The organism is Deferribacter abyssi, from assembly GCF_049472655.1.
In the GTDB taxonomy this organism is placed as follows: domain Bacteria; phylum Chrysiogenota; class Deferribacteres; order Deferribacterales; family Deferribacteraceae; genus Deferribacter; species Deferribacter abyssi.
Genome location: NZ_JAQNCS010000010.1, coordinates 18263 through 42722, shown reverse-complemented (window position 1 = coordinate 42722; position 24460 = coordinate 18263). Strand labels below are relative to the sequence as shown.

At 32.4% G+C, this 24460-nt stretch carries 44 protein-coding genes; all 44 read right to left on the bottom strand.

What is annotated here, in order from left to right; genetic code table 11:
• Position 1: 1 nt before the first annotated feature.
• Complete coding sequence (locus tag OWK30_RS07095; protein WP_423324980.1) at positions 2-547, bottom strand: PilN domain-containing protein; 546 nt, start codon at positions 545-547, stop codon at positions 2-4.
• Positions 544-1581, bottom strand: a complete 1038-nt coding sequence (gene pilM / locus OWK30_RS07090) for a type IV pilus assembly protein PilM (RefSeq protein WP_423324978.1) — start codon at positions 1579-1581, stop codon at positions 544-546. Before pilM ends, OWK30_RS07095 begins: the two co-directional genes overlap by 4 nt.
• 2 nt (positions 1582-1583) lie before the next feature.
• Entirely contained in the window at positions 1584-1925 is a 342-nt protein-coding gene (gene hisI, locus OWK30_RS07085; protein WP_423324976.1) for a phosphoribosyl-AMP cyclohydrolase, read from the bottom strand.
• Between the two features lie 40 nt (positions 1926-1965).
• Positions 1966-2187, bottom strand: a complete 222-nt coding sequence (locus tag OWK30_RS07080) for a hypothetical protein (protein WP_423324974.1) — start codon at positions 2185-2187, stop codon at positions 1966-1968.
• Positions 2162-3145 (bottom strand): hydrogenase expression/formation protein HypE, encoded by a 984-nt coding sequence (gene hypE, locus OWK30_RS07075; protein WP_423324972.1) that lies wholly within the window; start codon positions 3143-3145, stop codon positions 2162-2164. The genes OWK30_RS07080 and hypE overlap by 26 nt, the downstream gene beginning before the upstream one ends.
• Before the next feature lie 6 nt (positions 3146-3151).
• Positions 3152-4234, bottom strand: a complete 1083-nt coding sequence (gene hypD / locus OWK30_RS07070; protein WP_423324968.1) for a hydrogenase formation protein HypD — start codon at positions 4232-4234, stop codon at positions 3152-3154.
• Positions 4221-4445 carry a HypC/HybG/HupF family hydrogenase formation chaperone gene (locus OWK30_RS07065; protein ID WP_423324966.1) on the bottom strand — a complete coding sequence of 75 codons (225 nt, stop codon included), beginning with the start codon at positions 4443-4445 and terminating at the stop codon, positions 4221-4223. The genes hypD and OWK30_RS07065 overlap by 14 nt, the downstream gene beginning before the upstream one ends.
• A 1-nt stretch (position 4446) precedes the next feature.
• A complete protein-coding gene (locus OWK30_RS07060) occupies positions 4447-5118 on the bottom strand; it encodes a rhomboid family intramembrane serine protease (protein ID WP_423324964.1) in 672 nt (223 codons plus the stop codon).
• Positions 5119-5158: 40 nt separating this feature from the next.
• Positions 5159-6682 (bottom strand): cytochrome c3 family protein, encoded by a 1524-nt coding sequence (locus tag OWK30_RS07055; RefSeq protein WP_423324962.1) that lies wholly within the window; start codon positions 6680-6682, stop codon positions 5159-5161.
• Positions 6683-6732: 50 nt separating this feature from the next.
• Positions 6733-7056, bottom strand: a complete 324-nt coding sequence (gene atpE / locus OWK30_RS07050; RefSeq protein WP_423324960.1) for an ATP synthase F0 subunit C — start codon at positions 7054-7056, stop codon at positions 6733-6735.
• 24 nt (positions 7057-7080) lie between these two features.
• Complete coding sequence (atpB, locus tag OWK30_RS07045) at positions 7081-7752, bottom strand: F0F1 ATP synthase subunit A (protein WP_423324958.1); 672 nt, start codon at positions 7750-7752, stop codon at positions 7081-7083.
• Positions 7736-8095 carry an ATP synthase subunit I gene (locus OWK30_RS07040; protein WP_423324956.1) on the bottom strand — a complete coding sequence of 120 codons (360 nt, stop codon included), beginning with the start codon at positions 8093-8095 and terminating at the stop codon, positions 7736-7738. Before OWK30_RS07040 ends, atpB begins: the two co-directional genes overlap by 17 nt.
• Positions 8085-8294 (bottom strand): AtpZ/AtpI family protein, encoded by a 210-nt coding sequence (locus OWK30_RS07035; RefSeq protein ID WP_423324954.1) that lies wholly within the window; start codon positions 8292-8294, stop codon positions 8085-8087. The genes OWK30_RS07040 and OWK30_RS07035 overlap by 11 nt, the downstream gene beginning before the upstream one ends.
• A 14-nt stretch (positions 8295-8308) precedes the next feature.
• On the bottom strand, positions 8309-8644 hold the full coding sequence (locus OWK30_RS07030; RefSeq protein WP_423324952.1) for a P-II family nitrogen regulator: 336 nt from the start codon (positions 8642-8644) through the stop codon (positions 8309-8311).
• A gap of 3 nt (positions 8645-8647) precedes the next feature.
• On the bottom strand, positions 8648-9919 hold the full coding sequence (gene hemL / locus OWK30_RS07025) for a glutamate-1-semialdehyde 2,1-aminomutase (RefSeq protein ID WP_423324950.1): 1272 nt from the start codon (positions 9917-9919) through the stop codon (positions 8648-8650).
• The gene (locus OWK30_RS07020) at positions 9906-10646 is read right to left on the bottom strand and encodes a TIM barrel protein (protein ID WP_423324948.1); all 741 of its coding nucleotides are present in this window, start codon (positions 10644-10646) and stop codon (positions 9906-9908) included. The genes hemL and OWK30_RS07020 overlap by 14 nt, the downstream gene beginning before the upstream one ends.
• A gap of 198 nt (positions 10647-10844) precedes the next feature.
• Entirely contained in the window at positions 10845-11396 is a 552-nt protein-coding gene (locus OWK30_RS07015; protein WP_423324946.1) for a class II aldolase/adducin family protein, read from the bottom strand.
• Positions 11368-11964 carry an ATP-binding cassette domain-containing protein gene (locus tag OWK30_RS07010; RefSeq protein ID WP_423324944.1) on the bottom strand — a complete coding sequence of 199 codons (597 nt, stop codon included), beginning with the start codon at positions 11962-11964 and terminating at the stop codon, positions 11368-11370. Before OWK30_RS07010 ends, OWK30_RS07015 begins: the two co-directional genes overlap by 29 nt.
• The gene (locus OWK30_RS07005) at positions 11961-12536 is read right to left on the bottom strand and encodes an ATP-binding cassette domain-containing protein (protein ID WP_423324942.1); all 576 of its coding nucleotides are present in this window, start codon (positions 12534-12536) and stop codon (positions 11961-11963) included. The genes OWK30_RS07010 and OWK30_RS07005 overlap by 4 nt, the downstream gene beginning before the upstream one ends.
• 6 nt (positions 12537-12542) lie before the next feature.
• The gene (rplQ, locus tag OWK30_RS07000; RefSeq protein ID WP_423324940.1) at positions 12543-12959 is read right to left on the bottom strand and encodes a 50S ribosomal protein L17; all 417 of its coding nucleotides are present in this window, start codon (positions 12957-12959) and stop codon (positions 12543-12545) included.
• Positions 12949-13965 (bottom strand): DNA-directed RNA polymerase subunit alpha, encoded by a 1017-nt coding sequence (locus OWK30_RS06995; protein ID WP_423324938.1) that lies wholly within the window; start codon positions 13963-13965, stop codon positions 12949-12951. Before OWK30_RS06995 ends, rplQ begins: the two co-directional genes overlap by 11 nt.
• Before the next feature lie 19 nt (positions 13966-13984).
• Positions 13985-14611: a 30S ribosomal protein S4 gene (rpsD, locus tag OWK30_RS06990; protein WP_423324936.1), complete on the bottom strand. Its 627-nt coding sequence runs from the start codon at positions 14609-14611 to the stop codon at positions 13985-13987.
• Positions 14612-14623: 12 nt separating this feature from the next.
• Positions 14624-15004 (bottom strand): 30S ribosomal protein S11, encoded by a 381-nt coding sequence (rpsK, locus tag OWK30_RS06985; protein ID WP_423324934.1) that lies wholly within the window; start codon positions 15002-15004, stop codon positions 14624-14626.
• A 20-nt stretch (positions 15005-15024) separates the two neighbouring features.
• Complete coding sequence (gene rpsM, locus OWK30_RS06980) at positions 15025-15393, bottom strand: 30S ribosomal protein S13 (RefSeq protein WP_423324932.1); 369 nt, start codon at positions 15391-15393, stop codon at positions 15025-15027.
• Positions 15394-15404: 11 nt separating this feature from the next.
• Entirely contained in the window at positions 15405-15518 is a 114-nt protein-coding gene (gene rpmJ, locus OWK30_RS06975) for a 50S ribosomal protein L36 (RefSeq protein WP_013008450.1), read from the bottom strand.
• Positions 15519-15527: 9 nt separating this feature from the next.
• On the bottom strand, positions 15528-15749 hold the full coding sequence (gene infA / locus OWK30_RS06970; RefSeq protein ID WP_423324929.1) for a translation initiation factor IF-1: 222 nt from the start codon (positions 15747-15749) through the stop codon (positions 15528-15530).
• Positions 15750-15759: 10 nt separating this feature from the next.
• Positions 15760-16503 carry a type I methionyl aminopeptidase gene (gene map, locus OWK30_RS06965; protein WP_423324927.1) on the bottom strand — a complete coding sequence of 248 codons (744 nt, stop codon included), beginning with the start codon at positions 16501-16503 and terminating at the stop codon, positions 15760-15762.
• Positions 16503-17150, bottom strand: a complete 648-nt coding sequence (locus tag OWK30_RS06960; protein ID WP_423324925.1) for an adenylate kinase — start codon at positions 17148-17150, stop codon at positions 16503-16505. The genes map and OWK30_RS06960 overlap by 1 nt, the downstream gene beginning before the upstream one ends.
• On the bottom strand, positions 17147-18460 hold the full coding sequence (gene secY, locus OWK30_RS06955; protein WP_423324923.1) for a preprotein translocase subunit SecY: 1314 nt from the start codon (positions 18458-18460) through the stop codon (positions 17147-17149). Before secY ends, OWK30_RS06960 begins: the two co-directional genes overlap by 4 nt.
• A 3-nt stretch (positions 18461-18463) precedes the next feature.
• Complete coding sequence (gene rplO, locus OWK30_RS06950; RefSeq protein ID WP_423324921.1) at positions 18464-18913, bottom strand: 50S ribosomal protein L15; 450 nt, start codon at positions 18911-18913, stop codon at positions 18464-18466.
• A 12-nt stretch (positions 18914-18925) separates the two neighbouring features.
• Positions 18926-19411 (bottom strand): 30S ribosomal protein S5, encoded by a 486-nt coding sequence (gene rpsE, locus OWK30_RS06945; RefSeq protein ID WP_423324919.1) that lies wholly within the window; start codon positions 19409-19411, stop codon positions 18926-18928.
• Between the two features lie 18 nt (positions 19412-19429).
• Entirely contained in the window at positions 19430-19795 is a 366-nt protein-coding gene (gene rplR / locus OWK30_RS06940; protein WP_423324917.1) for a 50S ribosomal protein L18, read from the bottom strand.
• Between the two features lie 11 nt (positions 19796-19806).
• Entirely contained in the window at positions 19807-20343 is a 537-nt protein-coding gene (gene rplF, locus OWK30_RS06935) for a 50S ribosomal protein L6 (RefSeq protein ID WP_423324915.1), read from the bottom strand.
• Between the two features lie 9 nt (positions 20344-20352).
• A complete protein-coding gene (gene rpsH, locus OWK30_RS06930; protein WP_423324913.1) occupies positions 20353-20751 on the bottom strand; it encodes a 30S ribosomal protein S8 in 399 nt (132 codons plus the stop codon).
• Between the two features lie 35 nt (positions 20752-20786).
• Positions 20787-20972, bottom strand: coding sequence for a type Z 30S ribosomal protein S14 (locus OWK30_RS06925; protein ID WP_423324911.1), 186 nt, complete (start codon positions 20970-20972; stop codon positions 20787-20789).
• Between the two features lie 15 nt (positions 20973-20987).
• Positions 20988-21527, bottom strand: a complete 540-nt coding sequence (gene rplE, locus OWK30_RS06920; protein WP_423324909.1) for a 50S ribosomal protein L5 — start codon at positions 21525-21527, stop codon at positions 20988-20990.
• A gap of 16 nt (positions 21528-21543) precedes the next feature.
• Positions 21544-21873, bottom strand: coding sequence for a 50S ribosomal protein L24 (gene rplX, locus OWK30_RS06915; RefSeq protein WP_423324907.1), 330 nt, complete (start codon positions 21871-21873; stop codon positions 21544-21546).
• 11 nt (positions 21874-21884) lie between these two features.
• Complete coding sequence (gene rplN / locus OWK30_RS06910) at positions 21885-22253, bottom strand: 50S ribosomal protein L14 (protein WP_423324905.1); 369 nt, start codon at positions 22251-22253, stop codon at positions 21885-21887.
• 12 nt (positions 22254-22265) lie between these two features.
• Entirely contained in the window at positions 22266-22535 is a 270-nt protein-coding gene (gene rpsQ / locus OWK30_RS06905; protein WP_423324903.1) for a 30S ribosomal protein S17, read from the bottom strand.
• Positions 22525-22731: a 50S ribosomal protein L29 gene (gene rpmC, locus OWK30_RS06900; RefSeq protein WP_423324901.1), complete on the bottom strand. Its 207-nt coding sequence runs from the start codon at positions 22729-22731 to the stop codon at positions 22525-22527. The genes rpsQ and rpmC overlap by 11 nt, the downstream gene beginning before the upstream one ends.
• Positions 22731-23156, bottom strand: coding sequence for a 50S ribosomal protein L16 (rplP, locus tag OWK30_RS06895; protein WP_423324899.1), 426 nt, complete (start codon positions 23154-23156; stop codon positions 22731-22733). The genes rpmC and rplP overlap by 1 nt, the downstream gene beginning before the upstream one ends.
• Positions 23143-23817, bottom strand: a complete 675-nt coding sequence (gene rpsC, locus OWK30_RS06890; RefSeq protein ID WP_423324897.1) for a 30S ribosomal protein S3 — start codon at positions 23815-23817, stop codon at positions 23143-23145. The genes rplP and rpsC overlap by 14 nt, the downstream gene beginning before the upstream one ends.
• Positions 23818-23830: 13 nt before the next feature.
• Complete coding sequence (gene rplV, locus OWK30_RS06885) at positions 23831-24163, bottom strand: 50S ribosomal protein L22 (RefSeq protein WP_423324895.1); 333 nt, start codon at positions 24161-24163, stop codon at positions 23831-23833.
• Positions 24164-24174: 11 nt separating this feature from the next.
• Complete coding sequence (gene rpsS / locus OWK30_RS06880) at positions 24175-24456, bottom strand: 30S ribosomal protein S19 (protein WP_013008469.1); 282 nt, start codon at positions 24454-24456, stop codon at positions 24175-24177.
• Between the last annotated feature and the right edge of the window lie 4 nt (positions 24457-24460).

The window sequence follows — 24460 nt, the reverse complement described above, 5'->3', positions numbered from 1 at the left end:
ACTATCCACCTAAATTCACTTTTGCTGTAATTGTAAAACTATTAATATCTATCCCTTCTACTTGATTTTTTCTTACTATTTTTAAATCAACTTGAGAAAAGATATCGCTTCTATACATATTTATAATAAATTCATTAACTGATGTGCTTCTCAGTGATGAAACTTCAAGATTTATCTGACCTCTAGCGTAATTAAGCTTCCTAATCCAAACATCTTGAGGTAATGATTTTTCTAGACTTGTAAGAATCTTATAATACTCTTTTTGTCCCTCCTTTAACTTTACAACTAAATCAATTTTCTTCTGTAACTCAGCTTTACGCTTTTTTAATGCTTTTACCTCCCTATCAACCTTACGTAACTTTCTAAGTTCAGTCTCTAAACGAGATATCTCACTTTTGATTAAACTCTGTTGTTCTTTTAACTTAGCATTAACACTAACAATACCAACAACAATCGATAATATTAAAAGGAAGAAAACAACCAGCTCTAAATAAATCCCTTGCAAGCGAAACTTTTTCTTCTTAGGTAATAAATTAATCCTTATCATTTTTCATCCACTCTTCTCAATGATAATCCACACGCAACATTAAATCTATACAAATTGTTATTTAGCATATCCTGGTCAACATTTTTTGCAATTTCAAAGTTTGCAAATGGATTAAAAAACACCGACTCAATCTCACAAAATTTCTCTATATACTCTCTTAAGCCATATATGTTCGCCCCACCACCACAAACATATATTTTATTTACAACCATCTGCGTGCTAGAGTAAAAATAATTAATACTATTTTTAATCTCTGTTGCTAACCTTTCATTAAAGTCTTCAACGGCATTTTTCAAGTCATCATCAAATTCTAGAGACTCTTTATCAAAAAGCTTCAACCTTGCATCTTCATAAATATAATTCATTCTCTTCTGAATTTCCTCAACACAGTTTTTTCCTCCAAAATCAACAGTTCTTGAAAACTCATAAAGACCATTTTTAATATAGACCATTAACGTCGACGTATGCCCAATATTGATAATTAAAGATACTTCATCTTCTCTACCATAGTTAGCTTCAAAGCAATTCATCAATGTAAAGACTTCTAGATCAATAACTGTCGGTTTTAATTTTGCAGATTCAAGCACAGAAATAGCATCTGCAATTAAATCTTTTCTCGCAACTGCTAAAATTACATCTGCTTGATTAATAGTCTCATCAAATCCTATTATTTCATAGTCTATATTTACATCTTCAATGTTCATTTGGATATACTGCTCTGCATCCCATCTAAAAGTTTCGTCGAAAGACTTACGATCAGGCACATTTGCCTGTACTCTTTTAACTATTACATCATTACCTTTCAAAGCTGTACCAACATTTTTGTGACTAAACTTACCTCTTTTAAATGCATTAATTATAGCTGTTATAACTTCATTATAATCAACAATAGAACCTTCAGAAATAACATCTTCCGGAAGATCTTCCACAATTGCGCTTACCAACTCAAAACCATTCTTTTTACTTTTTAACTCTACTATTTTTATTGCATCACTTCCAATATCAATACCTATCACATTCTTTTTCTTAAACATAACTATTCCCCATATATCTTTTCAAAAAAACAACTATATTCTCCTGTATGACAAGCAACCCCTTTTTGAACTATTTTATACAAAATGCAATCGCCATCGCAATCTATACAGATTTCTTTTATATATTGGATATTACCAGACGTTTCCCCTTTTTGCCATATTGTTTTTCTGCTTCTTGAAAAATAGTGACACTTGCCTGTTTTTATCGTTAGCCTCAAGGCTTCCTGATCTACATATGCTTGCATTAACACAGATTTAGTATTAATATCCTGTACAATAACAGGAACCAAACCACCCATTTTTTCCCAATCAACCTTTGCTAATACAGAGGCTAAATCATTCATAATAAAATTTTAACATATTTTTAAACTTTATCAATAACAATCATCTAATTTCATTAAGAATTTTTAAAATTTTTTTCTCCTCTGCAGGTGTAATATTCAACCCGCGTTGTTTCATTGCATACAATACTCTTTTCCAGTCACTAATACCTCTAGATAAATATACAATTTCAGAACTATGGCATAAACCACACTTCTGCTCTATCAGATCAAATTTTTTTGAACGACAAGATACTACACTAACAAATACGAGGCAAAAGCTCACCAGTAGGTATTTCAATATACCTCTTACCTCCAACTTTAGTTTCTAAAATTATTTTTTTACAATCTGTCACTTCACCAACAATGGCTGCATTTTTACCATTTTTCGTTTTTCTTATTAACTCAAGGGCTTCATCAGCATAATCACTATCAACAATAATAACAGCAACTCCTTCATTTGCCATTTGCAAAGGATCAAAGCCCAACATCTCACAAAAGTAGTTAACACTTTCTAAAATTGGAACATTCTGCTCTTGAATCAAAAATCCTTTACCACTTTTATCAGTTATCTCATTCAAAACTGCTGCCACACCACCTCTAGTAGCATCCCTAACGAACTTAATCCTTCTATAATCTAGTTCTTTCAGCACATCATACAAACTACAACAATCGGATTCAATATCACTACTAAAACCTAATTCACTCCTCGCAATTAATACAGCAACAGAATGTCTTGCTATATCGGAAGAAAAAATCACTTTATCACCAATTTGTATCCTATCGTAACAATTCAAATCACTTCTAAGTTCTCCAAAACCTGTTGTATTCACAATTATAGTGTTTATTCCATCAATTACTTTTGTATCTCCAGTTATAATTTTAACACCCACATCGCTAATCGCTTTTCTCATTGAATCAAATATTTTCAATAGATTCTTCATTTTATATCCATCAGGAATAATCAGTGATAATGTCAAGTATTTTGGTACACCGCCACTAACTGCGACATCATTGCACGTCCCATAAATAGACAATTTTCCGATATCCCCTCCTGAAAAAAACTCTGGTATTACTGTAAAAGAATCTGTACTAATTATTAATTTACTTTTTTCTATATTTACTAGTGCAGCATCTCTTAAATCATCCAATAAACTGTTACCAAAGTATTCTAATATAACATTCTTAATAAAGTCATTAGTACCTTTACCACCACTACCAATATTTTTGTTAATAAACTCCACTATTTTTTATCCTCCAAATTTATAATAAGCGGCACAAGACCCTTCATTTGAAACCATACATGGGCCAAAAGGATTATCTGGAGTACATCTTTTGCCATAAAAAGAACAATCTGTCGGATTTATCCTACCTAATAAAACATCACCACATCTACATCCAGGTAAGGACTTATCATAATCAATAAAAATATTAAATCTCTCGATTGCGTCATATTCTTTATAGTTATCTCTAAGCTTTAATCCACTTTTTCCTATAATACCAATCCCTCTCCAACAAGCATCACAATCTTCAAAAACTTCATACATTAACTTCATAGCCAGTTCATTACCATTACTTTTTACCACTCTACCATAATTATTCTCTACCCAGAATTTTCCTTTATTTACCTGTTCCATTAATAATTTTACACTCATTAATATATCCACAGGTTCAAAGCCAGAAATCACACAGGCAAAACCGCTTTTTACCAATGGTTCATATAATCTTTCACCAGTAATAGCAGAAACATGACCTGGGCACAAAAAACCATCAACCATAACTTCTTTCTGATTTGCTATAAAATCTAAAACTCTTGGCATTGTTTTATTCATAACAAAAAGTGATACATTTTTAATATTTTCTTTTACTAACTGTTTCACCAAAGCTGCAGAAGCTGGTGTTGTCGTCTCAAACCCTATACTTAAAAATACTACTTCTTTACCTGTATTTTTAGCAATAGATATCACATCCAAAGGAGAATAAATTACTCTTACATCAAATCCAATACTACGAAGCATGTACAAGTTCTCACCATTACTACCGGGAACTTTAAGTAAATCACCATAAGTTGCAATAATCACATCATTATTTTTAACCAAATCAAATATAGCATCTATTTCACCCTGCGATGTTACACAGACAGGACAACCTGGCCCAGAAATAAGATTAATATTTTCAGGTAGCAACGTTCTTAATCCAAATCTTGAAATCGACATAGTATGTGTGCCACACACCTCCATAAACCTATATTTATGCTTTACATTAATGTTACCTATCTGCGTCAATAAAATATCAACTGTTTTCTTATCTCTATAACTATCAATCAATCTCATCAGCATATTCTATAATCGTTTTCAATGTTTCCTCAGCTTCTTTAGGATCCATCTTTGCTATAGCAAATCCTACATGAACCATCACATAATCACCAACTTCAATATCATCAGCCAACATCATTGTAGATACTTCTCTTTTTGTCCCAGCAATATCTACTATCACCGAAAATTCCTTAATTTCAACAACTTTACCTGGTAATCCTAAACACATACTAATACCCCTTTCGAATCTTGTATATTATAGAAATAATAATACCTGTAACAAAACCTGAAATATGTGCCCACCATGCTACTCCACCAACAATCTCAAAAGTATTTTGGGCCATACTATTTAAAAACTGAATAAAAAACCATAATCCTAGAAATACAACTGCAGGAACATCAATTACTGTAATAAAAATCAAAATAAAAAGCAATGTCTTAACTTTTGCATGTGGAAATAAAATAAAATATGCCCCCATAACTCCAGCTATAGCACCACTTGCTCCTATCATCGGAATATTCGATTGAGGATACATAATTATCTGAGAAATAGCAGCAGTTATCCCACAAAATATGTAAAATAAAAAATATTTTATATGTCCAAACTCATCTTCCACGTTATCACCAAAAACATACAAAAAATACATATTAAACAATAAATGAAAAAAACCTCCATGAATAAATATTGATGTAATAAACGGTATAATTTTTTCCAAAAGTGATACCGTATCTAATGGAAGAAACAATTTTATAGGTACTATACCATAATTTAGAAAAAAAAGAGATAAAAGATCATCTCCTAGTTTCTTTTCATATACAAAAACAAGAACACTACATAAGATAATTAAATAGTTAATAACAGGTATTCTTTCAGATGGAATTGAATCTTTTAATGGAAACACTTTTCACCATGAAAAAGCGGGCAATATGCCCGCAACAACTCTATTTATGACAAGTTGTGCAACTTGTACCTTTTTTCACTTTATACTTCTTATGGCATGGAAAACACAATTCTTTATGAAAGGTATTACTTGTTCCTTTTAAAACCTTTATCTCAACTTTCAATGTACCCTCTTCTGGATTACTGTGACACTCTTCACATTTAAACATCTCAAAATGTTGTTTATGTGGAAATATAACGGGTTTTTTTGTCGTTTTTATATCATGGTTTTCTGCTATATTTATTGTCTCAGGTGCTATTTCAATAAGTTCTTCTGGATTGTCAGCCTTAAGTTCATGTGGAGTTTCACCCTTCTTTTCCGATGACTCTGTCATATAAGCAACTTTTTTAGATTCTTCATGTGTAGTAGCTTCTACTTCTTCAGTCTCAACATAATTTTCAATTTTCTCTACCATCTCATTAGCCTTTTCAATAATTAGATCAAAATATTCAGGATTATGAAAACCTTTAGAACCATCCATCTCTAAAATTCTAACATAATATTGAAATTCATTAAACAATTTACGTTTAGCTGCCGGCATTTCTAATCTTTCATCAAACAATTCATCTCTAACTTTTTGTAAGCTAGATAATTTTTCAAGGAACTCTTTCTGTGTATCTATCAACATTTCTCCATAACTTTCATCGTGACAAGAAGTACATGTATCAGTGTTTGGTCTTACAAATGGATCCTTATGACAATCAGTACATTCTAGATCTGCCATATACCATGGTGATTCTTCTAACCCTTTAACAAAAACACCTTTTTGTATTTTATCCTGCATTGTATGGCATGCAGCACAGTCCATATTTTCAGGTACTTTAGCAGATTTGTTCTCTTTTGTGACTTTATAATGACATGCAAAACAGGTTTGCATTTTTGGCAAATTATGAAAATCTCCACCATGAGCAACGCCTAAATGGCAGTCTACACAATTTAAACCAGCATCAATATGTATTTTATGATTAGGAGTAACTCCTACTCTAGTATCCTCAGTTAATATATCTGGTCTACCAAAAGATTCTCTAAACCTTGGGTTTACAACATTATCAATTTTCCTAAATTTTACACCAAGACTCATTATACGTTCTTTTCTAATCTTTTCATTAATTGAATCAGTATGACAAAACATACAAGTCTCATTAGGTACTAATTCAGCAGCTTTCTTTTTATTTGATGCTCCTTCAGCTAATATCTTTAACTTATGTTCATCTGACAAAAATATTTCACCATAAAGATCTTTCAATCCACCAATTTTTGCTTTCATATAACCAACAAACCCTGGCCTCCCATGACAATCTATACATTCGACTTCAGCAGTTGAATGTATATTTTTAGACCATGTATAATACTCCCCCAACGGGCCTACCTTCTGCGCAGGGTGGCATTTACCACAAAATTCAGACTCTGATGTATAATGTAATACTTTAACATTAGCAAAAATAAAACCTACAACAATAACAGTAATTATAATTACAAAGACTACAGGGTCTTTTCTGATAAAATTCTTTAATTTCTCCCACATAATAGTCCTCCAATACAAGAGGGAGAGTAACCTCCCCCTCTTAAATTATATTACTTAACAACAAACAATAGTATCAAACAAATTACTAAAGCATAAATTGCAAGAGATTCGATCATCGCAAGACCGACGATCATTGAAGTCATAATTTTACCAGAAGCACTTGGATTTCTTGAAATACCTTCAACAGCGCTTCCAACAGCTCTACCCTGCCCAAGTCCAGTACCAAAAGCTGCAATACCAATACCAAGACCTGCAGCAAGATAAATAGCCCACTTATAATTTCCTCCTGCAGATGCACCCTCAGATGCAAATGCGCTAAGAGCAAAAAGCCCCATAATTAAAGCTGTGTTAAAAAGTACTTTGAGTGTTTTCATGCATTTCCTCCTTATTTTATTGTTTTAATGTGCTTCTTCTAGAGCACCACTAATATAAATCATCGACAACATCATAAACACATAAGTTTGCAATGCACTTGTAAAAACTCCCATAAAAAACATTGGCAATGGAACCAAATAAGGCACTAAAACAAATAAAATCGCAATAACTAAATCTTCACCAAAGATGTTACCAAAAAGCCTCATAGATAAAGACAATGGTCTAGATAAATGCCCGATCAGTTCTATAATAATCATTAATGGTGCCAGCGCAAGCATAGGCCCCATAAAGTGTTTAATATATCCTATGCCATGTTTTTTAAACCCAATAAAATTGTAAACAAAAAAAACAATAATCGCAGGTGCAACGGTAGAATTTAAGTTTGATGTTGGAGAAAGAAAGCCTGGGATAAGACCTAACACATTTGAAATAAACACATAAAGTCCTATAGCAAATATCAACGGAATATACGGTTTACCTTCTTCACCCATAATGTCAATGGCCATATTGTAGATACCAGAGACAAGTAATTCAAAGATATTTTGCCCTTTAGATGGAATTTCACTCCTCATCTTACTGGCAACAGAACCAATGACAAACGTTATCAACACAACTATAAATGTCATAAATACATGAATATACTTCGCTTGAATCTCATTCGGTAAAAATGAAAAGATATTAAGTGGATGCTCCATCCGTTTTCCTCCTCTCTTCAATAATTACTATTAGGGGAATTGTAAAGGGAATAAGAGAGATACCCACCAACAATCCCCATATATTTACAATATGATTCTTAAACCAAACAACATACAATAATAATATAAAAACCAACCTAAAGAAATATCCAACTATGTTATAACTATTAATATTACCACTAAACACTTTTCTTAATTTCCTACTCATAAGCATAAAGTTTAATGCAGTTGTTAGATAACCAAATGTAAAATTTTCTATAAAACCACCATTAGTCAACAGTCTGCATACAGTATACAAAATTATAAAAAAAATCAATGAAATTGTTAAAACTTTAATCTCCATTTTCATCGTAAAGGTCAGTTTTTTTTATAAAGTAAATGATATTTTTAAAGCCAGCAATTACCCCCAAAACCATAAATAACATAGTTAAGTATGGTTTTGTGTTAAATATTTTATCAAGATACACTCCCATTGCAGTCCCAATTAATATTGCAGCTACAACAGAGATTCCAATAGAACTTGCATTTAAAAAACTTCTCATTTTTTTGTTTAATTTCATTTTTTACCCTTTGGCAACCCTTTACTTTTATAAATATCTATTGCAAACAAAACTCCAGTACCAGGTTCATCAAAATGTAAAATCTTGTCAACCCCATCAATAAACTCATCTAGTTTATCATCTTCCACAGATGTTATTATAGTTTTATTGGAAGCTTTACTCCCTATCATTAATTCTTTAAACGCAGCAAAAATCGGAATATCATATACTAGAATTTTTCCCATACCCACAGAATCATAAACTGTTCCCCCAGTTATCCCTGCTTCTACCATATATTCTAAGACTTCTTCCAATAACTCAGTTTTATTTATCACAATAATAACAAGCTTCATCTGTTAACCAAACATCTCTTTCAAAGTTTCATAATGTTTCTTTATAGTAACTTCTAAATCCTCGTCACTATGTGCTATTGAAACAAACATTGCCTCAAACTGACTAGGAGCTAAATTTACACCTTTTGCTAACATTTTATGAAAAAACTCTGCATAAAGTTTCGTGTCAGATTGTATCGCATCCTTAAAAGACTTAACATAACCATCTATAAAAAACATACTTGCCATCGACTCAATACTATTAAATGCAAATTTTAAATTTAACTTCTTTAGATTTTCATTAAATCCTTCCCAAAGTTTACTCGCTTTATTTCTTAACTTATCATAAAAAGCTGGTTCTCCTAAAATTTTTAATGTCTCAATTCCAGCTGCCATAGCTAAAGGGTTTCCACTAAGAGTCCCAGCTTGATATACCGGTCCTACAGGTGAAACCATTTCCATAATATCTTTTCTACCACCATATGCACCAACGGGTAATCCTCCACCAATTATTTTACCAAGAGTTGTTAAATCAGGATTAATACCAAAATATTCTTGTGCTCCACCTTTTGATAACCTAAAACCGGTTATTATTTCATCAAAAATCAAAAGAGAACCTTCATTTTTACATAATTGTTCCAGATCTTTTAAAAAACCTTCTTTTGGTAACACAACACCCATATTCCCTGCAACAGGTTCTATAATTACACATGCTATCTCACCTTTATTTTCCATAAATAGATTTTTGACAGATTCTATATCGTTATAATCAGCAATTAATGTCAATTTTGCAAATTCTTCAGGAACACCAGGACTACTAGGCTGATTAAATGTCAAAGCTCCACTACCTGCTTTAACAAGTAAACTATCAGAATGACCATGATAGCATCCTTCAAACTTGATAATTTTTTTTCTGTTAGTATATGCTCTCGCCAATCTGATTGCACTCATAACAGCTTCAGTTCCTGAATTTACCATCCTCACCATCTCTATAGTTGGGACATACTCTACCACCAATTTAGCCAACTCTAACTCCAGCTCAGTTGGTGCACCAAAACTTGTACCATTTTCAATCACTTCTTTTAGCCTTTTCACGACCTTAGTATTACAGTGTCCTAATATTAATGGTCCCCAAGAACCAACATAATCAATATATCCATTACCATCTATATCATAAATTTTTGAGCCCTCGCCTCTCTTCACAATAATTGGCTCACCCCCAACAGAACCGAATGCCCTAACAGGCGAATTAACTCCACCAGGAATAAATTTTTTGGACTCTTCAAAAATATTCATAATTCTCCTCCACAACTTTTTTAACTATTTTAACAGACCTTTCAAAATCATCAATATTATTATTTTCAAACACTAAAAACTTTGGGATAAAAAGTTTAAATGTTTTCATAAAATCTAAGCTACCATTATCGATACTATTGTGATCATCCCTGACACCAAAATTGTTATGAATATGATACTCAAAAATATAGCCTTTCAACTTATTAATCCAGTACTCTAATGTAACTTTAGAAAATAAGTTAAAATGCCCAAAATCAAAACAAACCCCCATTCTACTATCATTTATTTTTTTTAAAATCTTAATTATGATATCTGGGTTTTCTTCAAAAACATTTTCCAGTGAAATTGTAAAACTAGGGTTTGTTTTTTCCAAAATACTTATCATCTTTTCTGAAAATCTTTCAACAAACTCATCTTCCATAAAAGCATAATAATATGGAATATAATTATGATGCATTACAACATTATCTACATCCAAACATTTTACTTTAATAATGCTGTTTAGTAATATTTGATAAGATACCTCACTTATATATCTATTCTTACTACCTAAATGAATATCGAAAAATGGTAAATGTACTGTTTTTATATTTTCTTTCAAATTTTTTACATCTTTTAAATTCTCTATATCATCAAATTCTAATGTTAGTTCAAAACTTAAGTTATTCTTTAGTATATATTTTTGATATCTTTCAATTACTTTAAACGGTATTCTAGGTATATACAACTTAACCTCCATAAATCACTATTTAAAAATTTTTTTAAACTTTAATCTACCATAATGTTAGGCTGCTCATAGCATAACAGAAAGCTATCAATGTAATCTCATATATACTCAACTGTATTATTCTATTCTTATTTACTTTTCTAAAACACCTTAAAAAATATTTTTTTCAAACAATAATCAAAAAACTTATATTTTTCATTATCTAATAACTAACTTTTTATAGAATTTCATTTTAGCATAGAACTCAAGAGCAGAAATACGAATAAAACATTCTGTAAGGGTACTCCCCCAACAAAAAACACCATGATTTCTCACAATCACTATATAAGTAGATAATGCAACTCTACCAATATTTTCAGCTAACTTCAAGCTACCACTTTTACCTTCAACAATTTTAATTTCTCCTATTATATCTCCAAATTCATATTCATCGAGGTTAAGATCTTCATCTAATGAAGATAATAATACAGAGTAAAATGAATGCGTATGAATTATAGCATTAAAATTAATATTCTTAGAATAAATCGTTTTGTGAACAATTAATTCAGATGATGCTTTTTCACATTTATCCTCTTTTAAATTACATACAATAATTTTATTATTATCTAACTCATCAAGCATGGTACCTGTTGCAGTTATAAGTACCTTATCGCCTGTTCTTATTGATATATTCCCAAAAAATGATGTACATAACCCTTTTTCTACTACTTTTTTTCCAAATTTAATTATCTCTTTTTTTAAGCTTTCCATCCCTCAACTCCAGCACAATATCTGCGATTTCAATCTCTTTCATTCTGTTTGCACTATATATAATTGTTTTACCTTTATTTTTAGACATTTCAAAAAGCTTTATTATCATTTTTTTACCTTGGCTATCAAGATTTGCAAAAGGCTCATCAGCCAAAACACATTCAGAAACGGCCAAAACTGATGTAATAAATAAAACCCTTTTTTCACCATCGCTTAAATTAAATGGAGACTCGTTTTTTCTCTCAAAAAGTTGCAATTCTTTCAATATTTCATATGTAATATCATCCTTTTTTACAATAGAGTTAATTTCAGAAAATATATCTTTTTTACAGACAATATTTTCAACGAATTGAACAATATATCCTATTTTTTCAGAAGACACAGAATAATTTCCACTAAAGTTGTTATCAACACCAGCAATTATATTAAATAACGTTGATTTGCCAGACCCATTAAGGCCATAAATTGCAGTAATTTTATTTTTCTCAACAACTGCATTATCTATATCCAATATCACTTTATCATTTATTTTTTTCCTTAGTCGACTGATTTCGATTGCATATTTCATTTTAAATACAAAGTCTCATCTGCATATTCATCTAATAAATTTTCATGTGTTGCAACAATAAAATATTTATTATTAGATTCTGTGACAGCATCCAAAATAGCGTCCCTAACATTAATCACTTCTATATCATCAAGCATTTCAAATGGTTCATCCATTATAATCAAGTTAGTATCAAGAGCTAATGCCATTTTAACAGCAATTTTTTTTAGTTCACCACCAGAATATTCACTAATATGTTTCGATAAATTCAAATCTATTTTTAAATCAGAAAGCCCCACAAGCATCATTTCATCTTTAATAAATCCAGTAACAAAATTAAAATTTGAATTAGAATGAATAAAGTACTTCCTTATTGTTTCTTTGTTATGCTCAAAGCTAATAGTTATTTTGCCATATTCCGGTCTATAATAACCATAGATTAATTTCAATAGTGTACTTTTGCCGCTACCAATATCCCCTTTAACTAATAAAATGTTCTTAAATGAAGAACTGTATTCAAGGTTAGAAAAAACTTTTTTTCTTTTATATGAAAAAGTTAGATTCTTTAGATATAAAGAAAGAGGGTTTTTCACCCTCTTTTACCCTTGATCTTCAGAGTTTTCTGGCTCACTAGACTTAGTATTTGCTGGTGTTTCACCAGGTTTTTCAACAAACTCAATAATAGCTAACCTCGCATTATCCCCTTTTCTAAAACCTGTTTTTATAATTCTTGTATAACCACCTGGTCTATTTTTGAAAATTGGAGCTATTTCATCAAATATTTTATGAACAGCATTTTTATTAGGCAACCTTCGTAATGCCAATCTTCTCGCTGCCAAATCACCCCTTTTACCCAACGTTATTAATGGTTCTACAAAACCTCTCAAAGCTTTTGCTCTAGTTAATGTAGTCTCTATTCTACCATTATTAACAAGAGATATAGTCATATTTCTAAGCATTGCAACTCTATGAGCAGTAGGACGACCTAACTTTTTTCCTGCTTTTCTATGACGCATTTTCTTCTCCCTCTACTTCTTTTTTCACATAGCCCACAGCCTCTAAATCCATTCCAAGGCTGAGACCTAATTCTGCAAGCACTTTTTTAATCTCTTCTAACGATCTACGACCAAAGTTCTTAGTTTTTAGTAGTTCTGCATCTGTCTTTTCACATAGATCAGCTAGTGTTTTAATATTAGCATTTTTAAGACAGTTATATGCTCTCACTGAAAGTTCTAACTCTTCTATACTTTTCTCAAGAAGTTCAAGTATATATGAATTATCTTCTTTTTCTTCTTCTTCCACTTCCTCATATACTGGTTCATCAAAATTTATGAAAAATTCCATTTGATCTTTTATAATTTTTGCAGCAAATGCAATTGCATCTACAGGCTTAATTGAACCATCTGTCTCAAGTTCAAAAACCAATCTATCATAATCAGTACTTTGACCTACCCTTGCATGTTCAATAGTATAATTCACTTTTTTGATTGGAGAATATATGGCATCCACAGGTATAACATTAACATCATCAAATTTGTTTTTAATCTCTTCTGATGGAACATATCCAATGCCACGCTCAACATACAATTCCATGTATATCTCAGTTTCAGGGTTTGTTATGGTAGCAATGTGTTGCTCTGGATTCAATACTATGACGCTACCATCACTCTGAATATCTTTTGCTTTAATTTCACCTTCACCTTTTTTATGGATATAAACGCGTTTAATGTTATGCTCTAAAAGATTCAGCTCTAATTGTTTAACATTTAAGATTATATCAACAACATCCTCTAGCACACCATTAATAGTATCATATTCATGATAAACACCATCGATCTTAACACCAATTACTGCTGTACCTTCAATTGTAGATAAAAGCACTCTACGCAATGAATTCCCTATTGTAATCCCAAACCCTCTTTCATAAGGTTCAATCACATATTTTGCATATCTGTCAGTTACTTCACCTACAGGCTCTATTTTCTTAGGCTTCATTATTTTTCTAAAATCCATTAAAACCATTAGGTTTCCTCCAGTTATCTTACTTAGAATACAACTCTACTATCAAATGCTCCTGTACTTCATAATTAATATCAGACCTAATAGGTAATCTATTAACTGTTGCTTTAAAATTAGCCTTATCTAGGCTGATCCACTCGGGTAATCCTCTACCTTCTGCTGTATCAATGGATTCTTTGATAGCAACTATATCTCTACTTTTTTCTCTAACTTCAATAAAATCACCTGGCTTGCAAAGATAAGAAGGAATATTCACCTTTTTACCATTAACCATAAAATGGTTATGTCTAACGAGCTGCCTTGCCTCCTTACGGCTTCTTGCAAAACCTGCTCTATATACTATATTATCAAGTCTTCTTTCCAATAATTGTAATAAGTTCTCACCAGTAATACCTTGCATACGCGATGCTCTTTCAAAATATCTTCGAAATTGCTTTTCGAGTACACCATAAATTCTTTTTACTTTTTGTTTTTCTCTCAACTGTAATCCATAATCTGAAATTTTCTTTCTAACCTGACCATGCTGACCTGGAGGATAACCTTTTTTCTCAAACCCACATTTATCTTTAAAACATCTTTCACCTTTAAGGTATAATTTCATCCCTTCACGTCTACATAATTTGCAGACTGGACCTGTATATCTAGCCAATTTTAACCTCCATTATACTCTTCTTTTCTTCCTTGGACGACACCCATTATGCGGGATAGGAGTTACATCTCTAATAACCGTAATTTTAATTCCAGCTGATTGTATTGCCCTTATAGCACTTTCTCTACCTGCTCCAGGGCCTTTTACATTCACTTCAACCTCTCTAATGCCATTCTCAACAGCTTTTTTTGCAGCACTCTCTGCGGCAAGCTGAGCCGCATAAGGAGTTGATTTCCTTGCATTCTTAAAACCAGCAGTACCACTAGAATCCCAACAAATTACATTTCCATTAACATCTGTAAATGTAATTATCGTATTATTAAAAGTCGACTTTATGTGAGCAATTCCTTTAGGAATGTTTCTCTTCTCTTTCTTTTTTCTAGGCTTTGCCATCACTCCTCCATAAAACTATATTATTTTCTTTTGATACCACGTTTTCCTGCAAGTCCACGTCTTGTCCTTGCATTACTTCTCGTTTTTTGCCCACGACATGGCATATTATTTTTATGTCTATAACCTCTATAACAGTTAATTTCCATCAACCTTTTAATATTCAAACCTACTTCTTTTCTTAATTCACCTTCCACTTTTAGATTTGAATCGATATACTTTCTAATAACTGAAATCTCCTGCTCACTAAGCTCACCAATTCTCTTGTTCGCATCAACACCAGTTTCATTGATAATTTTCCTTGCAGTACTTCTACCTATACCAAAAATATAAGTGAGCCCAATTTCTACTTTTTTGTTGTTAGGAATATCAACACCAGCTATTCTCGCCACCAAATTCCTCCTTATCCTTGTCTTTGCTTATGTCTAGGATTCTCACAAATAACTCTAACAATCCCTTTTCTTTTTATTACTTTACACTTATTACAAATTGGTTTAACGCTCGCTCTGACCTTCATACTGCACTCCTACTTATGTCTATAAATTATTCTACCTCTTGTCAAATCATAAACTGATAGCTCAATAGTAACCTTGTCGCCAGGTAAAATTCTAATATAATTCATTCTCATTTTACCAGATAAATGAGCTAAAACAATATGCCCGTTTTCTAACTCAACTTTAAACATCGCGTTAGGTAATGCCTCAACAACAGTACCCATAACTTCGATAACATCCCCTTTTTTACTCATATACAGCCTTTCATAATGTTAAAATTTCTACCCCTTTATCTGTCAGGGCAATAGTATTTTCATAATGTGCTGCCAGACTTCCATCTTTTGTAACAGCTGTCCAGCCATCTCTGAGGGTTACAACTTCATAATTTCCTAAAACAACCATAGGTTCTATTGCTAACACCATGCCAGCTCTTAATTTAACTCCTCTATTCGGTTTACCAAAATTAGGAATTGTAGGGTCTTCATGCAAATTTCTACCAATACCATGACCAAAAAAATCTCTAACAACATTAAACCCATGCTTCTCAACATAAGTTTGTATATTGTATGAAATATCATGTAGTCTATTACCTATCTTAGCTTTTTTAATCCCTTCAAAAAAAGAATTCTTAGTTACCTCAACCAACAATCTCGCTTCTTCTGATACATTACCTACCATATATGTCCTTGCTGCATCTCCATGAAACCCATCTTTAAAAACACCCACATCTACACTAACAATATCTCCTTCCTTCAATACATAATCTGAAGGTATTCCATGCACTACTACTTCATTAACTGATATACAAGTAGCTGCTGGATACCCTCTATAATTCTTAAATGAAGGTACCGCAGAGCGTTTATTTATAATATCTTCTGCAAATTTGTCAATATCTTTTGTCTTAATACCTGGTTTAATAATCTCTTCTATTTCTTCTAATATTTCCTTAACTATATTACATGCTTTTCTTATGTTATCTATCTCATTTTTAGATTTTAATATCACCATTATTTCACAATCTCTTTAATTCTCTCAAATATATCTTCAGGATCGCCAGTACCATCAACATCGAAATACTTACCTGATCTCTTATAATAATCTTGCAACTGAGCAGTTTGTTTATGATAAACATCTAATCTTTTTTTGATTGTTTCTTCTTTATCATCATTTCGTTGAATTAATTCACCACCACATAAATCACAAATACCTTCTTTCTTTGATGGATTATATTTAATATGAAACGCCGCCCCACATTTTGAGCAACTTCTTCTACCTGTTAATCTCTCCATTATAAGTTCATCAGGCACATTAAGGTTTATTATATGCGTTAACTCAATATTTAATTCATTTTTCAACATATCATCCAATGCTTCTGCCTGTGGTATTGTTCTTGGAAAACCATCTAAAATAAAACCATTTTTACAATCATCTTGTTGTAATCTTGACTTTACAATACCAATAATTACATTATCAGGAACTAGTTTACCTTCATCCATATATTTTTTAGCAAGTTTCCCAAGCTCACTACCAGATTTTACTGCATTTCTTAGTATATCTCCTGTAGATATCTGAACAATTCCAAATTCTTCAACTAATTTAGTTGATTGTGTACCTTTACCTGCTCCTGGAGGACCTAAAAAAACCATATTTATCATACGTAACCTCTTCCTTTTATTTTGCCACTTTTAATAAATCCATCATAATTATGAGAAATTAAATGAGATTCTATTTTCTGCATTACATCTAATCCAACACCAATTACAATAAGTAGACTTGTACCACCAAAATAAAATGGCATATTGAAATTTCTGATTATAAGTTGAGGTAACACAGCAACAATTGCTAAATATATTGCTCCAACAAATGTCAATCTAGAAAGAACATAATCAATGAAATCTGCAGTGGGTTTTCCTGGACGTTTACCTGGAATTACACCATGGCTTTTTTCAATATTTTCAGCAATATCATCTGGATTAAAAATGATAGATGTATAAAAATAAGTAAAAAATATTATTAATACTACATAAAATACGTAGTAAAACATAGAACTTGGAGAAAAATAATATCCTATTTTCGCAAGTATCGGATTTTTTGCAAAACTCGATAATGTACTTGGAAAGGCAACAATAGATGCTGCAAAAATAATTGGAATAACTCCTGCTGGGTTTAGTCTTATTGGTAGATAAGAGCTTGTAACACTACTTTTCATACCAGCATAGCTTCCACGTCTTACATATTGGATAGGGATCCTTCGGTAGGAAATTTCCATAAAGACTACTGCTGCTGTTACAATAACAATTAGAGCCAACACAATAATTAGGGTTATAAGTTGTAATTCACCTGTTTGTAATAGTCTAATTGTATTAATAACAGCTGCGGGAAATCTCGCAATTATACCAGCAAAAATAATTAATGATATACCATTACCGATCCCTTTTTCAGTAATTTTTTCACCTAACCACATCAGAAAAACAGTACCTGTTGTAAGAGTAATCATTGTTGTCAACCGAAAACCCCATCCTGGAAAAAGCACAACACTACTACCATCAGGGGCACTCATAGCCTCTAAGCCAATTGCAATACCAAGCCCTTGTACAACACTTATAAGTACAGTACCGTATCTTGTGTATTTTGTAATTTTTTCTCTGCCTTGAGCCCCTTGTTTTTTCAATTCTGCTAAATTTGGTGAAACAACTGTTAATAATTCAAGGATAATTGCAGCGGATATATATGGCATAATACCTAGACCAAAAACTGTCAATCTTTTAAGAGCTCCACCAGTAAACATATCAAAGAAACCTAATAATGTACCGGTTTGCCTTGAAAAAAATTGAGCGAGTGCATCTGCATTAATACCTGGAGTCGGAATATGTGTCCCAACTCTATAGACAATCAATAAAAAAAGGGTAAATAATACCCTTTTTCGTAAATCAGGTATAGAAAATATTTCTTCAAGTTTTTTCATTTATTACCCCAGATTTTTGATTTCACCACCAACTTTTTTTATTTTTTCAATAGCCGAGCTTGATATTTTATCAACATCAAATAATAATTTTTTTGTAACTTCACCATTTCCAAGAATTTTAACCCCATCTTTATTTCCCTTAATCAGTCTTTTGGCTACTAATGATTCAACATTAATTACTTCACCTTCACTAAACTTCACATTGATCTGTTCTAAATTTACAATTTCATACTCTTTTGAAAATTTCTTATTTGAAAACCCCCTTTTAGGTAATCTTCTATAAAGCGGCATTTGACCACCCTCAAACCCTGGTCTAACCCCACCGCCAGATCTAGCTTTTTGACCTTTTGTACCTTTACCAGCAGTGGTACCTAAGCCACTACCAGTGCCTCTACCTACTCGTTTTTTATTTTTTTTAGATCCCTTAGCTGGCCTTAAATCATGAAGTTCCATCTATATCACCCCTTAGCTAATTATTTCTTTGATTGTTTTTCCTCTTAACTGAGCAACTTCTTCCAAGGTTCTTATTTTTTTAAACCCGTCCATTACTGCATAAAGCATATTTAACGGATTCCTACTTCTAATAGATTTTGCAAGAATATTTTGAACACCAGCCAACTCAAATAGTGATCGTGTTACTCCACCCGCAATTATTCCAGTACCAGGCGCAGCTGGCTTCATAATGATCTCTGATGCTCCAAACTTCCCTAAAACTTCATGAGGTATTGTACCTTTAACAACAGGCACTTCAACTATATTCTTTTTAGCAGCTTCAAGAGCTTTTCTTATAGCATCAGGCACTTCTCTTGCTTTTGCATGACCTATTCCTACACGTCCATTATAGTCTCCAACTATTACTGTGGCAGTAAATCTAAAAATTCTACCACCTTTAACAACTTTGGTCACTCTACCTATATGTACTACTTTATCAACTAACTGTTTTTCGCTCATATTTAGCTATTCCTCCTATTAGAATTCAAGCCCTGCTTCTCTTGCTGCATCTGCAAGAGCTTTTACTCTACCATGATAAATATATCCACCTCTATCAAATACAACTTGCTTAATTCCCTTTTCTAGGGCTCTTTCTGCTATCAACTTTCCTACAGCTTTTGCAGATTCTAGATTTATTCTACCACTAAACTTATTCTTCATTTCTGGCTCAAGTGAACTTGCTGCTACAAGTGTGTTACCATTTAAGTCATCAATTATTTGTGCATATATATATTTATTGCTTTTAAACACACATAATCTCGGTCTTTTCTCGGTACCAAAAACTTTTTTTCTTATTCTTTTATGTCTTTTTAATCTTGCTTCACTTCTACTTAATTTTGCCACTTTACCACCCCTTATTTAGCGGATTTACCAGCTTTTCTTAAAATGTGTTCACCTTCGTATCTAATCCCTTTCCCTTTATATGGTTCTGGTTTTCTAATCTTCCTAATATTTGCTGCCACTTGTCCAACTAATTGTTTATCAATACCCTTCACTACTATTTTCTGCTGATTTTCAACAACAAATTCTATCCCTTCAGGTGGCTCAACCACAACAGGATGCGAAAACCCTAACGATAAATCCAATGCTTTACCTTTCAACGTAGCTCTATAACCAATACCAACTATCTCCAATCTCTTTTCAAAACCTTTAGATACACCCTCTACCATATTATTTATTAGGCTTCTATATAGGCCATGAAAAGCTCGTGACTCTTTACTATCATCATGCCTTTTTACAATTATTTCTTTATCAGTCAATTCAACATTTATTTTTGGATGTAAATCTCTTTCTAACTTCCCTTTAGGACCTTCAACTATTATTTTATTATTTTCTACTTTAACAACTACTCCTTTTGGTATGCTAATTGGTTTTTTTCCTATCCTTGACATTTCACTCTCCTACCATATTTGGCAAATATATTCGCCACCAATTTTTTCCTTAATACATTGTTTAACAGTTTTAATTCCACGGGAAGTTGAAATTATACCAGTTCCAAGACCACCCAAAACTGGCTTCAAATTCTTTGACTTTACATAAACTCTTCTACCAGGTGTACTTATTCTTTTCAAACCTCTAATAACAGATTCACCAGCAGCATCATATTTAAGGTATAATAATAAAGTTTTCTTTACACCTTCGTTTAGCACCCTATAATTTTTAATATAACCTTCTTCTTTCATAATCTCTACAATTGCTTCTTTGAGCTTTGAATAAGGAATAGCAACTTCTTGCTTTTTTACCATAGTTGCATTTCTGATTCTAGCAAGCATATCAGAAATAGGATCAGTCATTACCATAATCTCTCTCCTTTTGTAATCGATATCCTAATGTGTTACCAACTAGCTTTTCTTACACCAGGGATCATACCTTCAGAAGCTAATTTTCTGAAGCAGATCCTACACATATTAAATCTTCTGATGAAAGCTCTTGGTCTACCACAAATTGGACATCTGTTATATTCTCTTACTTTAAATTTTTTCTTTTTAAATGCACTATTATATTTTGCTTTAGTAGCCACTCTATTTCCTCCTGGTTATTCTGAAAATGGCATGCCTAAGGCTTTAAGAAGCTCCCTTGCTTCTTCATCTGTCTTGGCAGTTGTAGTTATAATAATATCAAAACCACGTATTTTATCAATTTTATCATAATCTATTTCTGGGAATACAATTTGTTCTTTAATCCCCATTGCATAATTACCTCTACCATCAAATGAATTAGGATTAACCCCTCTAAAGTCACGAACCCTCGCCAAAGCTATATTAAACAAACGATACAAAAATTCGTAAGCTCTTACACCTCTTAATGTGACTTTACATCCAATTGGCATACCTTCTCTTAGCTTAAAACCTGCAATTGATTTCCTAGCTCTTGTAACCACAGGTTTTTGACCAGCAATTAACATCATATCCTGTACTGCATTTTCAAGAACTTTTGGATTACCAATAGCTTCACCTACACCCATATTTAAAACTACTTTTTCAATTTTTGGAACCTGCATAATATTACTGTAGCCAAACTTTTCCATTAAATATGGGATAACTTCATTTTTATATTTTTCCAGTAAAACACTCATTTCACCGCTCCAAATATTAATCTTTATCTACTAACTCACCACAGCTTTTACAAAACCTTTGTTTTTTACCACTATCTAAAAACTTATAACCGAGCCTAACACCTTTATCACATTTTTTACAAAGGAACATAACATTCGAAATATCTATTGGCATTTCTTTCTCTATAATTCCACCATCAGGACTCAAGGGATTTGGTTTCATATGCCGCTTCACTACATTAACGTTTTCAACTATCACCTTACCTTTTTTTCTATCTACTTTTAAAACTTTACCAGTTTTCCCTTTATTTTTTCCTGCAATAACTATAACTTCATCATCTTTTTTCAATTTATATTTAACAGCCATCTAATTTCCTCCTAAAGAACTTCAGGCGCCATTGAAACTATTCTTAAAAAACCTTTTAATCTTAGCTCTCTCGCCACCGGTCCAAAAACCCTGGTCCCAATAGGTTCTAAGTTTTTATTTAATAAAACTGCAGCATTTTCATCAAACTTAATATATGTTCCATCAGGACGTCTTCTTTCTTTAGTAGTTCTGACAACAACTGCCTTAACAACTGAACCTTTCTTTATATTACTATCAGGTATGGTTGATTTAACACTAGCTACTATCACATCTCCAACGGTGGCATACTTCTTTCTACTGCCACCCAACACTTTAATACACATAATTTCTTTAGCACCTGAGTTGTCAGCAACTTTTAGTCTTGTCTGCATCTGTATCATATGCTACTCCCATTAATCATTTAAACTGGCGGGTCTTTCAATTATTTTGCTGACACGCCATCTTTTCCTCTTACTGAGAGGTCTAGTTTCTATTATCTCAACTATATCACCAACCCTACACTCATTATTCGCATCATGAGCCATAAATTTTTTACTTCTTCTAATAAACTTATGATACTTTGGGTGTAACTTCAGTGTTTCAACTTTTACAACAACAGATTTATCCATTCTGTCACTGACAACTACACCCCTTCTTATCTTCCTTCTTATCCTACTTTCCATATTGCCCCTCTAATTCATATTCTCTCAATATTGTTTTAATTCTTGCTATATCTCGTCTAGTTTCTCTAATTTGTGCGGTATTCTCTAAATCTCCAGTAGCAAGTTTAAATTTCAACCTAAAAAGATCTTCCTTGAGCTCTCTCTCTTTTTTCCTGAGCTCGTCTATGCTCAATTTTCTCAATTCAGAAGCTTTCATTACTCAACCTCCTCGGAATCAGATTTCTTTACAAATCTACATTTAACTGGTAATTTATGCGAGGCGAGCCTGAAAGCTTCTCGTGCCTGCTCTTCAGTAACACCAGAAATTTCATACAACATAGTACCTTCCTTTACTGGTGCAACATAATATTCAACAGCTCCTTTACCTTTCCCCATTCTTGTTTCTGCAGGCTTTTTAGTTATAGGTTTATGAGGGAAAATCCTTATTATAACCTTACCTCCACGCTTAACATATCGAGTTATGGCAATCCTTGCAGCTTCAATTTGTCTACTGGTAATTTTTCCTTTGGACATTGCTTGCAACCCATAATCACCAAACTCTACTTTGTTCCCTTTGGAGGCCTTACCTTTTATTCTTCCTTTAAATACCTTTCTATATTTTAATCTTTTAGGCATTAACATCGCTATCTACTCCCGTAGCTAATTTCTCTTTATTTTCGACTATCTCACCTTTAAATATCCATACTTTAACGCCTATAATTCCGTATGTTGTTAAAGCTTCAGCAAAACCAAAATCTATATCTGCTCTCAATGTTTGAAGAGGTACTCTACCTTTAATATACCATTCAGTCCTTGCCATCTCTGCACCGGCAAGTCTTCCAGAACAGGCAATTTTTATTCCCTGAGCACCACCTTTCATTGCCTGTAAAACAGCTTTCTTCATTGCCCTTCTAAATGCAACTCTTCTTTCAATTTGCATAGCTACATTTTCTGCTACTAGCTGTGCATCTATTTCTGGCTTTTTTACTTCTCTAATCACAACTGTTACATCATTTGATGTTAATTTCTTTAGCTCTTTCTTTAAATTTTCTATTTCCGAACCTTTTTTACCTATTACAATTCCTGGCCTACTTGTATTCAATATAATCCTTAATTTTGAGCCCATTCTTTCTATAGTAATACTTGATAGACCAGCCTGCTTTAATCTTTTCTTAATATACCTTCTAATTTTAAGGTCTTCCATTAATTTCTCACGGTATTCCTTTTTACCGTAAAACCAAACTGATTTCCAATCCTTATTTATACCTAATCTAAATCCAATAGGATGAACCTTCTGACCCACTATTCACCTCCACCTATTCTGCCAGAACAATTGTTATATGGCTGGTCCTTTTCCTGATTAATGTGGCTCTACCATAGGCTCTAGGCATGTATCTTTTCCAAGTTGGACCACCATCTATTCTAATCTCTTTAATATAAAGCTTTGATATATCTTTAACACCATGGTTTTCTTCCGCATTAGCCATTGCTGACTTTAAAACTTTAGCAATCATAACAGCTGCTTTTTTATTTGTAAATTTTAATATCGTCATAGCTTCTTCAACATTTTTCCCTCTAACCAAGTCAGCAACCGGCCTCGCTTTTCTTGGTGAAATTCTAAAATATTTTCCTACAGCTTTAGCTACCATCTGAATCCTCTCTATCTACCCTTAACTTTTTTATCATCTTTCTTATGACCTTTGAATGTACGAGTAAACGAAAATTCCCCTAACTTATGCCCAACCATATTCTCCGTCACATAAACAGGAACGAATTTCCTACCATTATGTACAGCAAAGGTCAACCCAACCATTTCAGGTATAATAGTACTTCTTCTTGACCATGTTTTTATAACTTTTTTATCACCAGTTTCTTTCGCCTTTAATACCTTTTTCAATAAGTGTTCATCAACAAAGGGTCCTTTCTTAGATGACCTAGGCACAGTT

Bases quoted from the DNA above. Each gene is read 5' to 3' on its own strand.
- atpB (WP_423324958.1), bottom strand. From the start codon at position 7,752: ATGGAGCATCCACTTAATATCTTTTCATTTTTACCGAATGAGATTCAA.
- infA (WP_423324929.1), bottom strand. From the start codon at position 15,749: ATGAGTAAAAAAGGGGATGTTATCGAAGTTATGGGTACTGTTGTTGAG.
- atpE (WP_423324960.1), bottom strand. From the start codon at position 7,056: ATGAAAACACTCAAAGTACTTTTTAACACAGCTTTAATTATGGGGCTT.
- map (WP_423324927.1), bottom strand. From the start codon at position 16,503: ATGGTGATATTAAAATCTAAAAATGAGATAGATAACATAAGAAAAGCA.
- OWK30_RS07030 (WP_423324952.1), bottom strand. From the start codon at position 8,644: ATGAAGCTTGTTATTATTGTGATAAATAAAACTGAGTTATTGGAAGAA.
- rplP (WP_423324899.1), bottom strand. From the start codon at position 23,156: ATGTTAATGCCTAAAAGATTAAAATATAGAAAGGTATTTAAAGGAAGA.
- OWK30_RS07095 (WP_423324980.1), bottom strand. From the start codon at position 547: ATGATAAGGATTAATTTATTACCTAAGAAGAAAAAGTTTCGCTTGCAA.
- rpmC (WP_423324901.1), bottom strand. From the start codon at position 22,731: ATGAAAGCTTCTGAATTGAGAAAATTGAGCATAGACGAGCTCAGGAAA.
- OWK30_RS07015 (WP_423324946.1), bottom strand. From the start codon at position 11,396: ATGGAAAGCTTAAAAAAAGAGATAATTAAATTTGGAAAAAAAGTAGTA.
- rplO (WP_423324921.1), bottom strand. From the start codon at position 18,913: ATGGAACTTCATGATTTAAGGCCAGCTAAGGGATCTAAAAAAAATAAA.
- OWK30_RS06995 (WP_423324938.1), bottom strand. From the start codon at position 13,965: ATGGTTTTAATGGATTTTAGAAAAATAATGAAGCCTAAGAAAATAGAG.
- rpsE (WP_423324919.1), bottom strand. From the start codon at position 19,411: ATGAGCGAAAAACAGTTAGTTGATAAAGTAGTACATATAGGTAGAGTG.
- OWK30_RS07010 (WP_423324944.1), bottom strand. From the start codon at position 11,964: ATGAAATATGCAATCGAAATCAGTCGACTAAGGAAAAAAATAAATGAT.
- rpsQ (WP_423324903.1), bottom strand. From the start codon at position 22,535: ATGGAAAGTAGGATAAGAAGGAAGATAAGAAGGGGTGTAGTTGTCAGT.
- OWK30_RS07055 (WP_423324962.1), bottom strand. From the start codon at position 6,682: ATGTGGGAGAAATTAAAGAATTTTATCAGAAAAGACCCTGTAGTCTTT.
- hisI (WP_423324976.1), bottom strand. From the start codon at position 1,925: ATGAATGATTTAGCCTCTGTATTAGCAAAGGTTGATTGGGAAAAAATG.
- rpmJ (WP_013008450.1), bottom strand. From the start codon at position 15,518: ATGAAGGTCAGAGCGAGCGTTAAACCAATTTGTAATAAGTGTAAAGTA.
- pilM (WP_423324978.1), bottom strand. From the start codon at position 1,581: ATGTTTAAGAAAAAGAATGTGATAGGTATTGATATTGGAAGTGATGCA.
- OWK30_RS07040 (WP_423324956.1), bottom strand. From the start codon at position 8,095: ATGGAGATTAAAGTTTTAACAATTTCATTGATTTTTTTTATAATTTTG.
- secY (WP_423324923.1), bottom strand. From the start codon at position 18,460: ATGAAAAAACTTGAAGAAATATTTTCTATACCTGATTTACGAAAAAGG.
- OWK30_RS06960 (WP_423324925.1), bottom strand. From the start codon at position 17,150: ATGATAAATATGGTTTTTTTAGGTCCTCCAGGAGCAGGTAAAGGTACA.
- rpsK (WP_423324934.1), bottom strand. From the start codon at position 15,004: ATGGCAAAGCCTAGAAAAAAGAAAGAGAAGAGAAACATTCCTAAAGGA.
- rpsH (WP_423324913.1), bottom strand. From the start codon at position 20,751: ATGGTAATGACTGATCCTATTTCTGATATGCTTGCTAGAATCAGAAAT.
- hemL (WP_423324950.1), bottom strand. From the start codon at position 9,919: ATGAATATTTTTGAAGAGTCCAAAAAATTTATTCCTGGTGGAGTTAAT.
- rplX (WP_423324907.1), bottom strand. From the start codon at position 21,873: ATGGCTGTTAAATATAAATTGAAAAAAGATGATGAAGTTATAGTTATT.
- rplV (WP_423324895.1), bottom strand. From the start codon at position 24,163: ATGGTAGCTAAAGCTGTAGGAAAATATTTTAGAATTTCACCAAGAAAA.
- hypD (WP_423324968.1), bottom strand. From the start codon at position 4,234: ATGAGATTGATTGATAGTTATAGAGATAAGAAAACAGTTGATATTTTA.
- OWK30_RS07035 (WP_423324954.1), bottom strand. From the start codon at position 8,294: ATGAGAAGTTTTTTAAATGCAAGTTCTATTGGAATCTCTGTTGTAGCT.
- rplN (WP_423324905.1), bottom strand. From the start codon at position 22,253: ATGATACAGATGCAGACAAGACTAAAAGTTGCTGACAACTCAGGTGCT.
- rplE (WP_423324909.1), bottom strand. From the start codon at position 21,527: ATGAGTGTTTTACTGGAAAAATATAAAAATGAAGTTATCCCATATTTA.
- rplF (WP_423324915.1), bottom strand. From the start codon at position 20,343: ATGTCAAGGATAGGAAAAAAACCAATTAGCATACCAAAAGGAGTAGTT.
- rplQ (WP_423324940.1), bottom strand. From the start codon at position 12,959: ATGCGTCATAGAAAAGCAGGAAAAAAGTTAGGTCGTCCTACTGCTCAT.
- OWK30_RS07065 (WP_423324966.1), bottom strand. From the start codon at position 4,445: ATGTGTTTAGGATTACCAGGTAAAGTTGTTGAAATTAAGGAATTTTCG.